Consider the following 14,531-nt stretch of genomic DNA (forward strand, 5'->3'; position numbering starts at 1 on the left):
CCTCACAGCGCCGATGGTACTGCAGGGGGGACCCTGTGGGAGAGTAGGACGCCGCCGAACTCCTTTTATAGAGCTGGTCCCCGAACTTCGGTTCAGGGACCAGCTCTTTTTTGTTTTGCGTCACTTGGCGTTCACGTTGCGCAGCCAACATCCCGTGTCATGGGGACAGTTGCAATGCTGAGGGCCGCCGGTATCGGAACCGGTGACGAGGTCATCGTGCCCGCCTACGGAAACGTCGAGGTCGCGGAGGCCGTCGAACTGGCGGGAGCCAGGCCCGTGTTCGCGGACATAGACCCGGACACATACTGCCTCGCCCCCGCTTCGGTCGAGGCCGGCGTCAGCGCACACACCGCGGCGATCATCGCCGTACACCGCTTCGGGCAGCCGGCCGATGTGGCGCGGCTTCGGCAGATCGGTGGGCGGCGCGGGCTGCTCGTCCTGGAGCAGGGCGAGTCGGAGCAGCCGCACGACGGGCTCGCCGAGCGGCGGGCGCACGCCGGCTATCTGAACGCGCGGCTCAGCGGCGTACGGACACCCGCCGGGAGTGAGCGGCACACCTACCAGCAGTACGTCGTCCGGGTGCCCGGCAACGGGCGGCCCGACCGTGACGCGTTCGCGCATGCCGTGCGGGCCAGGGGAATTGAGTGTCGCGTGCCGGTGAAGACGCCCGTGCACCGGTTGCCGCGGTTCCGGCGTGACGTCGCGCTGCCGGAGACCGAGCGGGCCGCCGACGAGACTCTTGCGCTGCCCGTCAGTGCCACGCTGTCGCGGCGCGAGCTGCAGAAGGTCGTCTCCGCATGCAATGCGCTCGGCGGGCTGCTGCAGCCTGCTTTCTGACGCGCAGGCGGGGCGGTTCGAACCGAGCTGAAGTTCGGGTATGCTTAATTCCGTTGCTGCGGGGGAAAGCCCGGGAAAGCAACAGGCCCCTATAGCTCAGTCGGTAGAGCGTCTCCATGGTAAGGAGAAGGTCAGCGGTTCGATTCCGCTTGGGGGCTCAGACATAAAGGCCTCCGCCCTTTCGGGCGGGGGCCTTTTGCGTTGGGGCTCTCAGTCCTTCTGGAGTTCCGGGACACGCATCGTCAGGATGGCCATGTCATCCGAAGGGGCGTCAGACGCGAAACGCTCGACCGCGCGCATGATGCGGGCCGCCACGGCGCCGGCCGTCAGGCCCGTACAGGTCGTCAGGACGTCCGCCAGGCCGTCGTCGCCGAGCATGCGGGTGCCTTCGCGGCGCTCGGTGATGCCGTCCGTGACGCAGAGGAGGACGTCGCCCGGGTCGAGCGTCATCGTCTGCTCGTAGAGCTCCAGGTCCTCCATGACGCCGAGGAGCGGCTGCGGCTCCGCGTACGGTTCGACCGTGCCGTCCTGGCGCAGGCGCAGGGGGAGCGGGTGGCCGGCGCAAACCATCTTCAGGACCGCCGAGCCGTCCTCCTGCGGCCACAACTCGCCGTAGAGGAGCGTGAGGAAGCGGCTGCGGGCGCCCTCGTCGAGGATCGCGGCGTTCAGACGCTCCAGGACCGCGGGGCCGCCGAAGCCCTCGCGGGCCAGGAGACGCAGGGCGTGACGGGCCAGGCCGGTCACTGCCGCGGCCTCGGGTCCCGTACCGCAGACGTCGCCGATGGCGAAGCCGTAGGCGCCGTCGCGGATCGGGAACAGGTCGTAGAAGTCGCCGCCCACCTCGTTGCCCTCGCCGGCCGCGCGGTAGATGACCTCTACCTCGACGCCCGGGATGTGCGGGAGCTCCGGTGGGAGCAGGCTTCGCTGGAGGGACTGGCTGATGGCCATGCGCTCCGAGTAGAGGCGCGCGTTGTCCAGGGCGAGCGCGGCACGGCGGCTCAAGTCCTCGGCCAGTTCCAGGATTTCCTGGCGGAAGTGTTCGTCGGACGGCTTGCCGAGCGTGAGCATGCCGATGACGCGGTTGCGGGCGACCAGGGGGAGAACGACCGTCTCGCCGCCGACCGCGGAGGCCGTCGCGAGGGTCGTGCCGATGCCCGAGCTGACGCTCGTCGGTGCGCCGAGGCCGAGGCTGCGCTTGGACGTCCGTAGAGCCGCCTGGTGGGCCGCCTCGGCGGGCGCCGCCCAGACGCGGGCTCCGGGAGTGGGGACCGGGTCGGGCGGGGCGATCTTGGAGAGGAGCGCCTTGAGGCCGTCGATGCGCTCCTCGTCCTCGTGCAGGACGTACGAGAGGTACGGCTCCGAGGACTGGTCGGCGATCGTGTAGACGGCGCACCAGGTGGCGAGCGTCGGGACCGTCATCTGGGCCATCAGGGCCAGGGTCTGGTCGCGGTCGAGGGTGCCGGCGAGGAGGTCGGAGGCCTCGACGAGGAAGCTGAGGGAGCCGCGGCGGAGCTTTTCGAGCTCGCCGAGGCGGGCCGACTCGACGGCCAGTGCGATGCGGTCGGCAGCGAACTGGAGGCGCAGTGCCTCCTCGTTCGAGTACCGGTCGGGTGCCTCGGCTGCGACGCCGAGGGAGCCGGTGAGGCGGCCCTCGACCTTGAGCGGGACCGTGACGACCGAGCGCATGCCTGTTCCGTTGAGGAGCGGGACGGCGCCGGGGACGACCGTGAGGTCCTCGTGGACGGCCGGCATGCGGGCCGAGCCGTAGCGGCCGGGGCCCACCTCCACGGGGACGCGGGCGAAGCGCTGGCGGGCCGAGGGCAGGCCTGTGGAGGCGCGGACCTCCAGTTCGGTCTCGTCGTCCGTCGCGAGCAGCAGGAAGGCGGAGTCGCCGTCGAGCATGTCGCGGGCGCGTTCGACCGTGCGCTGGAGCAGGCCGTCGAGGTCGTCGGGGGCGGGTGAGCCGATGAAGACCTGGAACGGGTCGGACGCGTTGCCCTCGGACAGAGTCCCGCTCTCCGAGGTGGTCTGGCCGCGCAGCGGGGTCTGGAGGACGGCGCGCTCGTGGTCGCGTACGAGGAGGCAGACCGTGGAGGGATCGCCGTCGGCGTCGCGGACGCGGAGGTGGGACGCGTAGACGGGCGTCACGCGGCCGTTGGCGCCGCGGATGCCGTAACTGCCCTCCCAGCGCGAGAACTGCAGCGCGTCGGCGATCCCCGTGCTCGTGCCGGGGGTGTGCGGCCAGGCCGCGAAGTCGGTGAGGGGTTTGCCGACGACCTGTTCGGCGACATATCCGAACAGGTGCTCCGCGTCCTCGCTCCAGGCGGCGACGGCTCCCGTGCGGTCGATCTGGACGACGGCGACCCGGACTCTGCCGTCGGCCAGCGGAAGGAGGTCGGTGGGGAGCGCGGGGCCCGCGGTGCGGGTGCCTACCGAACGCTGGGGAAGGGCGAGTTGGAACCAGACGAGTTTGTGCGTCGGCGTGTAGTCGACGCCCCAGCGGGTGGCGAGGGCGGCGCAGAGCTGGAGGCCGCGGCCGCCCTCGCGGTCGGGGCTGCCCATGTTGATCGCGGCCTGCTGGAGCGGGATCTCGCGTTCCGGGTAGCGGTCGGCGACCTCGATGCGTACGCCGTCGTCGGTGCGCAGGCACAGGACCTCCGCGGAGGTGCCGGCGTGCACCACGGCGTTCGTCACGAGCTCGCTGGTCAGGACGACCGCGTCGTCGATGATGTCGGGGAAGCCCCACCCCTGGAGGGTGTCGCGCACAAAGGCGCGGGCGGTCGCGACGGACCGCCCGACGGGGTCGAAGGTGGCAGCCGCGCGCGCGGTGATCACAGAACTCCCTGTATCAGTCGTACAAGTCTCGACGCCCATGTCTCCCGAACTCATGGCGCGGCCGCCCCCTCCGATGCCCGTCGTCCTCGTGCCACCGCCCTGGCCGGGCGGACCGGGGTGGGTGGACAGCCGCATGCAAGGTTACTTACCTTCGCCGTCCATGCGGATGCCGGTCGCGAGTGTTTCCGCCCGGAGGGTGTGCGGACGGTGTGCGAAGCTGCCGAACTGTTATGGCCTGGTTCTGCCATGGTGAAACACTGGGCAGGCTTCCGAAGAGAACCCGAGCAATCCGAGCAGTACGGCCGACCCTTGCGGGAGGGACACAGTGGAGTCTGGCGCAGCGTCGCGAGGCACGAATACGCGCGCAAAGGGCGGACAGTCCCTGGCGAAACAGCGTAAACCGCGCAATGGGACCACAGCGGTGGACACCGCTGCCCTGAACAGACTGCTCGCCGGGCTTGTGGCGATGCGGGACGGCAACTTCCGCAAGCGGCTCACGGTGTCGGGCGACGGCCTCATGACCGAGATCGCGGCGGTCTTCAACGAGGTCGCGGACCGGAATCTGCACCTCACCGGCGAGCTGTCGCGGGTGCGGCGGATGGTCGGGCGTGAGGGAAAGCTCACTGAACGGCTCGAGACGGGCGCCTGTGAGGGCTCGTGGGCCGCGGCGATCAACGCCTCGAACGCCCTGGTCGACGACCTCGTACGCCCGGTCTCCGAGGTCGGACGGGTGCTCACGGCGGTCGCGGAGGGCGATCTGTCGCCGCGCATGGAGCTGCGCTCGCAGGTGCCGGACGGCAATGGCCATCCGCTGCGGGGCGAGTTCCTCAAGGTCGGGCGCACCGTCAACAACCTGGTGGACCAGCTGTCGACGTTCACCGACGAGGTCACACGGGTGGCCAGTGAGGTGGGCACGGAGGGAAAGCTGGGCGGTCAGGCCCGGGTGCGCGGTATGTCTGGTTCGTGGAAGGATCTCACGGATTCGGTCAACACCATGGCGTACCGGCTGACAGCTCAGGTGCGTGACATTGCTCTCGTGACGACCGCGGTGGCGAAGGGCGATCTGTCCCGGAAGGTCACGGTTCACGTCGCGGGCGAGATGCTCGAGCTGAAGAACACCGTCAACACGATGGTGGACCAGCTGTCGTCCTTCTCGTCCGAAGTGACCCGGGTGGCCCGCGAGGTGGGCACGGAGGGCGAGCTCGGCGGTCAGGCGCAGGTGCCGGGTGTGGCGGGTGTGTGGAAGGACCTCACCGATTCCGTAAATCTTATGGCCGGCAACCTGACGGCCCAGGTGCGTGGGATCGCGCAGGTCACGACGGCGGTCGCCAACGGTGATCTGTCGCAGAAGGTGACGGTGTCGGCACGCGGCGAGGTCGCCCAACTCGCCGAGACGATCAACCAGATGACCGAGACGCTGCGCACGTTCGCCGACGAGGTCACGCGCGTGGCCAACGAGGTCGGTGCGGAAGGGCAGCTCGGCGGCCAGGCGAATGTGCCGGGTGCGGCGGGAACGTGGAAGGACCTCACCGATTCGGTGAACACGGTCTTCCGGAATCTGACCACTCAGGTGCGCGACATCGCGACCGTCACGACGGCGGTGGCGAACGGTGATCTCTCGCAGAAGGTGACCGTCGATGTCGCCGGCGAGATGCTCGAACTGAAGAACACCGTCAACACGATGGTCGATCAGCTCTCCGCGTTCGGCTCGGAAGTCACGCGCGTGGCGCGGGAGATCGGTGTCGAGGGTGAGCTGGGCGGCCAGGCGCACGTCCAGGGCGCGGCCGGTACGTGGAAGGACCTGACGGACTCCGTCAACACCGCCTTCCGCAACCTGACGGGCCAGGTCCGCAACATCGCGCAGGTGACGACGGCGGTGGCCAACGGCGACCTGTCGCAGAAGGTCACCGTCGACGTGTCCGGCGAGATGCTCCAGCTGAAGAACACCGTGAACACGATGGTGGACCAGCTGTCCTCGTTCGCCGACCAGGTGACGCGCATGGCGCGCGACGTGGGCACCGAGGGCCGGCTTGGCGGTCAGGCGCGCGTGGACGGCGTGTCCGGCACCTGGAAGGAACTCACCGACTCCGTCAACTTCATGGCGGGGAACCTGACTTCGCAGGTGCGCCAGATCGCACAGGTGACCACGGCGGTGGCGCGGGGTGATCTGTCGCAGAAGATCGACGTGGACGCGCGCGGCGAGATCCTCGAACTCAAGAACACCATCAACACGATGGTCGACCAGCTCTCCGCGTTCGCCGACCAGGTGACCCGGGTGGCCCGTGAGGTGGGTACGGAGGGCCGGCTCGGCGGGCAGGCGCAGGTGCCCGGCGTCGCCGGTGTGTGGCGCGACCTGACCGACTCCGTGAACGGCATGGCCGGCAACCTCACCGCCCAGGTGCGCAACATCGCGCAGGTCGCCACGGCGGTGGCGCGCGGTGACCTGTCGCAGAAGATCGACGTGGACGCGCGCGGCGAGATCCTGGAGCTGAAGAACACCCTCAACACGATGGTGGACCAGCTCTCGAACTTCGCCGAGCAGGTCACGCGGGTCTCCCGCGAGGTGGGTACGGAGGGCATCCTCGGCGGGCAGGCCGAGGTCCAGGGTGTCTCCGGCACCTGGAAGGACCTCACGCAGTCCGTGAACGGCATGGCCAACAACCTGACCCTTCAGGTGCGCAACATCGCCGAGGTCACCACGGCCGTCGCGCGGGGCGACCTGTCCAAGAAGATCACCGTCGACGCGAAGGGCGAGATCCTCGAACTCGTCACGACCGTCAACACGATGGTGGACCAGCTGTCGTCGTTCGCCGAGCAGGTGACCCGCGTGGCCCGTGAGGTGGGTACGGAGGGCCAGCTGGGCGGCCAGGCGCGCGTTCGGGGCGTCACGGGCATCTGGAAGGACCTCAGCGACAACGTCAACCTGATGGCCAACAACCTGACCAGCCAGGTGCGCAACATCTCGCAGGTCGCGACGGCCGTCGCCAACGGAGACCTCACCAAGAAGGTCACGGTCGAGGCGCGCGGTGAGGTCGCGCAGCTCGCCGACACGGTCAACACCATGGTGACGACGCTGAGTTCGTTCGCCGACCAGGTGACCCGGGTGGCCCGCGAGGTGGGCACCGACGGCATCCTCGGCGGGCAGGCCCGCGTACCGGGAGTCTCCGGTACGTGGAAGGACCTCACCGAGTCCGTGAACGGCATGGCGTCGAACCTGACCGGACAGGTCCGCAACATCGCGATGGTCACGACCGCCATCGCCAAGGGCGACCTGACCAAGAAGATCGACATCGACGCCCGCGGCGAGATCCTCGAACTCAAGACGACCATCAACACGATGGTCGACCAGCTGTCGTCGTTCGCCGAGCAGGTGACCCGTGTCGCCCGTGAGGTGGGTACGGAGGGCCAGCTGGGCGGCCAGGCGCGCGTGCGCGACGTCGACGGCACCTGGCGCGACCTGACCGAGTCCGTGAACGAGATGGCCGGGAACCTGACCCGTCAGGTGCGCGCCATCGCGGCCGTCGCCACGGCGGTGACCCGCGGCGACCTGAACCTCAAGATCGACGTCGACGCGGCGGGCGAGATCCAGGTCCTCCAGGACAACATCAACAAGATGATCTCCAACCTGCGCGACACCACGATCGCCAACGAGGAGCAGGACTGGCTGAAGGGCAACCTGGCGCGCATCTCCGGCCTCATGCAGGGCCGCCGCGACCTCGAGGACGTGGCCTCGCTGATCATGAGCGAGCTGACGCCGGTCGTCTCCGCCCAGCACGGCGCGTTCTTCCTGGCGCTGCCGACGGACGAGGCCGAGGCCGGTGGCGCGCCCGAGGACGCGTACGAGCTGCGCATGCTCGGCAGTTACGGCTACTCGATGGGGTCCATGCCGACGTCCTTCCGGCCCGGTGAGACGCTGATCGGGACCGCGGCCCAGGAGAGGCGCGCGATCCTCGTGGAGAACGTGCCGCAGGGCTATCTGAAGATCGCTTCCGGGCTCGGGGAGGCGCCGCCCGCACATGTCATCGTGCTGCCGGTGCTCTTCGAGGGGACGGTCCTCGGTGTGATCGAGCTGGCGACGTTCCAGCCGTTCACGCAGATCCAGAAGGACTTCCTGAACCAGATCGCCGAGATGATCGCGACGAGCGTGAACACCATTTCCGTCAATACGAAGACGGAGGTGCTGCTCAAGCAGTCGCAGGAGCTCACCGAGCAACTGCGCGAGCGTTCCGCCGAGTTGGAGAACCGGCAGAAGGCGCTCCAGGCGTCCAACGCGGAGCTGGAGGAGAAGGCCGAGCTGCTCGCCCAGCAGAACCGCGACATCGAGGTCAAAAACACCGAGATCGAAGAGGCCAGGCAGGTCCTGGAGGAGCGCGCCGAGCAGCTCGCGGTCTCCATGCGGTACAAGTCCGAGTTCCTGGCGAACATGTCGCACGAGCTGCGTACGCCGCTCAACTCCCTGCTGATTCTGGCCAAGTTGCTCGCCGACAACGCGGACTCGAACCTGACCCCGAAGCAGGTCGAGTTCGCCGAGACGATCCATGGCGCCGGCTCCGACCTGCTCCAGCTGATCAACGACATCCTCGACCTGTCGAAGGTCGAGGCGGGCAAGATGGACGTGTCGCCGACCCGCATCGCTCTGGTGCAACTCGTCGACTACGTAGAGGCCACTTTCCGCCCGCTGACCGCCGAGAAGGGCCTCGACTTCTCCGTACGGGTCTCTCCCGAACTGCCCGCGACGCTCCACACGGACGAACAGCGCCTGCTCCAGGTGCTGCGCAACCTGCTGTCCAACGCGGTCAAGTTCACCGACTCCGGAGCCGTCGAACTGGTCATCAGGCCGGCGGGCGCGGACGTGCCCAACGCCATCCGTGAGCAGCTCCTCGAGGCGGGCTCCCTGCGGGAGGCGGACGGCGACCTGATCGCCTTCTCCGTGACCGACACCGGCATCGGCATCGCGGCCAGCAAGATGCGGGTGATCTTCGAGGCGTTCAAGCAGGCCGACGGGACGACGAGCCGCAAGTACGGCGGTACGGGTCTCGGCCTGTCCATCAGCCGTGAGATCGCGCGGCTCCTCGGCGGTGAGATCCACGCGCAGAGCGAGCCGGGCCGTGGTTCCACGTTCACGCTGTACATGCCGCTGCACGCGAGCGAACTGCCGCCGCAGGGCTACCCGCAGCTCGCTCCGTCCATCGAGCCGGGGATGTACGCCGTGCCGATGGAGGGTGCCATGCCGACCGAGGCGTCGATGCCGCCGGAGGTCAGGTCGTACCAGGACACCCAGCACGGTCCCGCCGCGCTCTTCAGGCGGCGCCGCAAGCAGGTGGCCGCGCCCGAACAGCGGCCGGCGCTGCCGGGACAGCCCGAGCAGCAGGCACCGGTGGCACCCTCGCAGGACCGTGCCCAGGAGCAGTGGGCGGGGACCGGACAGGAAGGGGCGCCGCAGGAGCGACGCACGTTCCTCTTCGGTGGCGAGAAAGTGCTCATCGTCGACGACGACATCCGTAACGTCTTCGCGCTCACCAGCGTCCTGGAGCAGCACGGTCTGTCCGTGCTGTACGCCGAGAACGGCCGGGAGGGGATCGAGGTCCTCGAACAGCACGACGACGTGACGGTCGTCCTGATGGACATCATGATGCCGGAGATGGACGGCTACGCGACGACGACGGCGATCCGCAGGATGCCGCAGTTCGCCGGGCTGCCGATCATCGCGCTCACGGCGAAGGCGATGAAGGGCGACAGGGAGAAGGCCATCGAGTCCGGGGCCTCCGACTACGTCACGAAGCCGGTCGATCCGGATCACCTGCTTACGGTGATGGAGCAGTGGATGCGCGGGGAGTGACCGGGTAGGTGTGCGTTACTGAGCAGTTGTTGACTGAGTGTGGCCGAAGCCGTGTAGAAGTGCGGTATTCGGGGAACCTTCTGGTCTCCCACTGCGTTTGTGCTACGTGCACAGTGACATCGCGGTGACAGGGTGTGGCGACAGGCGGGGTGCGGCTACCATGACCGGCACAAGGACGGGCGACGCAAGGGAGTCGCCCTCTGGGGCGGCTTCCGGAGCCGTCCCAAGTCCTGCGGACAGGGGCGGCCCCATGCCGGGGCGAGGAGGGCGGGCCATGGTGCAGAAGGCCAAGATCCTCCTGGTCGATGACCGGCCGGAGAATCTGCTGGCGCTGGAGGCCATCCTCTCCGCGCTCGATCAGACACTGGTGCGGGCATCGTCCGGGGAGGAAGCACTCAAAGCGCTACTCACGGACGATTTCGCGGTCATTCTGCTGGATGTTCAGATGCCGGGAATGGACGGTTTCGAAACCGCGGCGCACATCAAGCGCCGTGAGCGGACACGCGACATCCCGATCATCTTCCTCACTGCCATCAACCACGGCCCGCACCACACGTTCCGTGGGTACGCGGCCGGTGCGGTGGACTACATCTCGAAGCCGTTCGACCCGTGGGTCCTGCGCGCGAAGGTCTCGGTCTTCGTCGAGCTGTACATGAAGAACTGCCAACTGCGGGAGCAGGCAGCCCTGCTGCGGCTCCAGCTCGAGGGCGGCGGGAAGTCCGACGTCGGCGGCCCCAAGGAGCCGGCCGGGCTGCTGGCCGAACTCTCCGCGCGGCTCGCGGCCGTTGAGGAGCAGGCCGAGGCGCTCTCGAAGCAGCTCGACGACGACTCGGCGGACGCCGCCGCGGTCGCCACGGCAGCGCATCTCGAGCGCAAACTCACCGGACTGCGCCGCGCTCTTGACGCCCTGGAGCCCGGCACGGGAAGCGGCGCACCGTCACTTCCCTCGCAGAACTGAGCAGCAGCCCACCTTTTGAGGAAGCGTCACCTCCGGGCACACCGATCCGCGACACGGACGGGTGAAGCAGTAGGCACACGTGTCCGTGGTGGTCTCCACCGGTAACCTCACACCCATGGCCTCACGTCCCGCAGCCAAGAAGTCGCCCGCAAAGAGGGCGGCCGCGCCGACCAAGGCCCCGGCGAAGAAGGCCCCTGCCAAGAAGGTGGCCGCGAAGAAGCCCGCGGCCAAGAAGGCGCCCCCGAGGAAAGCCGCGGCGAAGAAGCCCGCGCCCAAGCCGGCGCCCAGCCCCACCGGGGGCGTGTACCGGCTCGCGCGCGCGCTCTGGCTCGGCGTCGCGCACAGTGTGGGCGCGATGTTCCGCGGCATAGGACGTGGCGCCAAGGGGCTCGACCCGGCACACCGCAAGGACGGCCTCGCACTCCTGCTCCTCGGCCTGGCGCTGATCGTCGCGGCGGGCACCTGGTCCAATCTGCGCGGACCCGTCGGCGACCTCGTCGAAATGCTCGTCACGGGCGCGTTCGGCCGCCTCGACCTGCTCGTACCGCTGCTGCTCGGCGGCATCGCCGTACGCCTCATCCGGCACCCCGAGAAGCCCGAGGCCAACGGGCGCATCGTGATCGGCCTGTCCGCGCTCGTCATCGGCGTGCTCGGCCAGGTCCACATCGCCTGCGGCTCGCCCGCCCGCACCGACGGCATGCAGGCCATAAGGGACGCCGGAGGGCTCATCGGCTGGGGCGCCTCCACCCCGCTGAGCTTCACCATGGGGGAGGTGCTCGCGGTACCGCTCCTCGTCCTGCTCACCGTCTTCGGACTGCTCGTGGTCACCGCGACGCCCGTGAACGCGATCCCGCAGCGGCTGCGGCTGCTCGGCGTGAAACTCGGCGTCGTCCATCCGGACCCCGAGGGCGACCTTCGCGGCGCCGACGGTGCGGCGGACGACGACGAGCGCTACGACGACCAGTGGCGCGAGTCCCTGCCCGCGCGCTCCAGGCGACGCCCGGCGGACCCGGAGGCGTACGACCCCGACCAGGCGGAGCAGGAGGCGCTCTCCAAGCGGCGCAGGCCCCGGCGCACGCCTGTGCAGCCCGTCGTGACCCGGCCCATGGACGCGGTCGACGTGGCCGCGGCGGCCGCTGCAGCGCTCGACGGGGCCGTGCTGCACGGCATGCCGCCGTCGCCGCTCGTCGCCGATCTGACACAGGGGGTCGGTACGGAGCGGAAAAGCGCTCCGGAGCGCACGGCGCCGGTACCGACCGCGCGGGCGAAGACCCCGGTGAAGGAGACCAAGGAGGCGGACCCGGAGCCCGCGGCCGCGGCGGCCAAGGCCGGCGTGCCCGACCTGACGAAGTCGGCCCCTGACGCCCCCCGCGACCTCCCTCCGCGCGCCGAGCAGCTCCAGCTGTCCGGCGACATCACCTACTCGCTGCCCTCGCTCGACCTCCTGGAGCGCGGCGGCCCCGGCAAGTCGCGCAGCGCGGCCAACGACGCCGTCGTCGACTCGCTGTCGAACGTCTTCTCCGAGTTCAAGGTCGACGCCACCGTCACCGGCTTCACGCGCGGCCCGACGGTCACCCGCTACGAGATCGAACTCGGCCCCGCCGTGAAGGTCGAGAAGATCACGGCGCTGGCGAAGAACATCGCCTACGCCGTCGCGTCCCCGGACGTCCGGATCATCTCGCCCATCCCCGGCAAGTCAGCCGTCGGCATCGAGATCCCGAACACCGACCGCGAGATGGTCAACGTGGGCGACGTGCTGCGCCTCGCCGACGCGGCCGAGGACGACCACCCGATGCTCGTCGCGCTCGGCAAGGACGTCGAGGGCGGCTACGTCATGGCCAACATGGCGAAGATGCCGCACATCCTCGTCGCCGGCGCCACCGGCTCCGGAAAGTCCTCCTGCATCAACTGCCTGATCACCTCGATCATGTGCCGGGCGACCCCCGAGGACGTGCGCATGGTCCTCGTCGACCCCAAACGCGTCGAGCTCACCGCGTACGAGGGCATCCCGCACCTGATCACGCCGATCATCACCAACCCCAAGCGGGCCGCCGAGGCGCTGCAGTGGGTCGTGCGCGAGATGGACCTGCGCTACGACGACCTCGCGGCATTCGGATACCGGCACATCGACGACTTCAACCAGGCGATCCGCGACGGCAAGCTCAAGACGCCGGAGGGCAGCGAACGCGAGCTGAAGACGTACCCGTATCTGCTGGTCATCGTCGACGAGCTCGCGGACCTGATGATGGTCGCGCCGCGGGACGTCGAGGACTCGATCGTGCGCATCACGCAGCTCGCCCGCGCGGCCGGCATCCACCTGGTGCTCGCCACCCAGCGGCCGTCGGTCGACGTCGTCACCGGCCTCATCAAGGCCAACGTCCCCTCCCGGCTCGCCTTCGCCACCTCCTCGCTCGCCGACAGCCGCGTCATCCTCGACCAGCCCGGCGCCGAGAAGCTGATCGGCAAGGGCGACGGGCTCTTCCTCCCGATGGGCGCGAACAAGCCCACCCGTATGCAGGGCGCGTTCGTCACCGAGGACGAGATCCACGCCGTCGTCCAGCACTGCAAGGACCAGATGGCGCCCGTCTTCCGGGAGGACGTCACCGTCGGGACCAAGCAGAAGAAGGAGATCGACGAGGACATCGGCGACGACCTCGACCTGCTGTGCCAGGCCGCTGAGCTGGTCGTTTCCACGCAATTCGGGTCCACGTCGATGCTCCAGCGCAAGCTGCGCGTCGGCTTCGCGAAGGCCGGGCGGCTCATGGACCTCATGGAGTCGCGGAACATCGTGGGCCCGAGTGAGGGTTCGAAGGCACGTGACGTTCTTGTGAAGCCTGACGAACTGGATGGAGTGCTCGCCGTGATCCGCGGGGAGGCTCAACCCTGAGGCGCGCGTCGCAGGGACAGCGCGCGCCCCCGCAGAAAGAACGGACGGCTCACACTCGCGATCGACGCTCACTCGTAAGGGAGCGTGAGGCAACCGTTTCCCCTCCTCGTACGTCAAGTTGGGGGAGGGGCCAGGTACGTGTCCCAGCATCGGGGTGACCGGCCGTTGTGTCCGGCCATTCCGATGGCGTACAAAGTCGGACCGCCCGGTTGCCCCACCCTTTCGTACCCCCCCTAGACTGAACCTCCAGCAGGTGGTTACACGCTCGAAAGGCGCCCCCGTGTCCATCGGCAACTCCCCTGAAGACGACCGTCCTTCGGATGACCTTCACGCGACGCCCCCGCCGGCCGTCGAGCAGGTGCCCACGCCCGCGGACGACCGTCCCTCGATCGGACGTGTCCTCCGTCAGGGGCGCGTCGACGCCGGGATGACCGTCGACGAAGTCAGTACGTCCACCCGGGTGCGTGTCCCGATCGTGCACGCGATCGAGGAGGACGACTTCTCCCGGTGCGGCGGCGACGTCTACGCCCGCGGTCACATCCGGACCATCGCGCGCGCCGTGGGCATCGATCCCGAGCCGCTTCTCGCCCAGTTCGCCGACGAGCACGGCGGGCGGCCCGCCCCGACTCCGGCCGCTCCGCTGTTCGAGGCCGAGCGGATCAGGTCCGAGCCGCGCCGGCCGAACTGGACGGCGGCCATGGTCGCCGCGATCGTCGCGGTGATCGGCTTCGTCGGGTTCACCGCGTTCGGCGGCAGCGACGACGGTGCCAAGCAGCAGGCGGCCGAGGGTGCGACACCGGCCACCGGCAAGCCCAAGCCCACGCAGACCCCCAAGGCCAACAAGCCCACCGACCCCAAGCCCGACCCGACGGACAGCGCGATCGCGGCCGCACCGCGCGACAAGGTCACCGTCAAGATCAACGCGGCGGACGGGCGCAGCTGGATCTCCGCGAAGGACCACAACGGACGGATCATGTTCGACGGCCTGCTCGAGCAGGGTGAGTCGAAGACCTTCCAGGACAACCAGAAGGTCGACCTCGTCCTCGGCGACGCGGGCGCCATCCAGCTGTACGTGAACGGCAAGCAGGTGGACAACGAGTTCGAGCCCGGACAGGTCGAGCGCCTTACCTACACCAAGGGTGATCCCGAGGTCGGATGAGCGGGAGGTTGCCCGG

The 14,531-nt window shown here is 69.0% G+C and carries 6 protein-coding genes and 1 tRNA gene; 6 read left to right on the forward strand and 1 reads right to left on the reverse strand.

The annotated features are described in order from the left end of the window. Window positions 1–174 precede the first annotated feature (174 nt). Together CG723_RS00005 and CG723_RS00010 are read left to right on the forward strand one after the other, a co-directional pair. Window positions 175–837, forward strand: coding sequence for a DegT/DnrJ/EryC1/StrS family aminotransferase (locus CG723_RS00005; protein ID WP_199841645.1), 663 nt, complete (start codon window positions 175–177; stop codon window positions 835–837). A gap of 85 nt (window positions 838–922) precedes the next feature. Then, window positions 923–995, forward strand: a tRNA-Thr gene (locus tag CG723_RS00010). A 52-nt stretch (window positions 996–1,047) separates the two neighbouring features. Here CG723_RS00010 and CG723_RS00015 read toward each other — a convergent pair. Further along, a complete protein-coding gene (locus CG723_RS00015) occupies window positions 1,048–3,726 on the reverse strand; it encodes a SpoIIE family protein phosphatase (protein ID WP_234374060.1) in 2,679 nt (892 codons plus the stop codon). A 271-nt stretch (window positions 3,727–3,997) separates the two neighbouring features. Between CG723_RS00015 and CG723_RS00025 the strand changes: the two genes are divergently transcribed. The 4 genes from CG723_RS00025 to CG723_RS00040 all read left to right on the forward strand — a co-directional run bounded on the left by CG723_RS00025 (window position 3,998) and on the right by CG723_RS00040 (window position 14,515). Further along, on the forward strand, window positions 3,998–9,511 hold the full coding sequence (locus CG723_RS00025; protein ID WP_100591066.1) for a HAMP domain-containing protein: 5,514 nt from the start codon (window positions 3,998–4,000) through the stop codon (window positions 9,509–9,511). A 274-nt stretch (window positions 9,512–9,785) separates the two neighbouring features. Beyond that, a complete protein-coding gene (locus CG723_RS00030; protein ID WP_100591067.1) occupies window positions 9,786–10,469 on the forward strand; it encodes a response regulator in 684 nt (227 codons plus the stop codon). A gap of 115 nt (window positions 10,470–10,584) precedes the next feature. Further along, on the forward strand, window positions 10,585–13,356 hold the full coding sequence (locus tag CG723_RS00035; protein ID WP_100591739.1) for a DNA translocase FtsK: 2,772 nt from the start codon (window positions 10,585–10,587) through the stop codon (window positions 13,354–13,356). 280 nt (window positions 13,357–13,636) lie between these two features. Continuing rightward, window positions 13,637–14,515, forward strand: a complete 879-nt coding sequence (locus tag CG723_RS00040; RefSeq protein ID WP_100591068.1) for a helix-turn-helix domain-containing protein — start codon at window positions 13,637–13,639, stop codon at window positions 14,513–14,515. Window positions 14,516–14,531 lie beyond the last annotated feature (16 nt).

The organism is Streptomyces sp. CB01635 (assembly GCF_002803065.1).
Classification (GTDB): domain Bacteria; phylum Actinomycetota; class Actinomycetes; order Streptomycetales; family Streptomycetaceae; genus Streptomyces.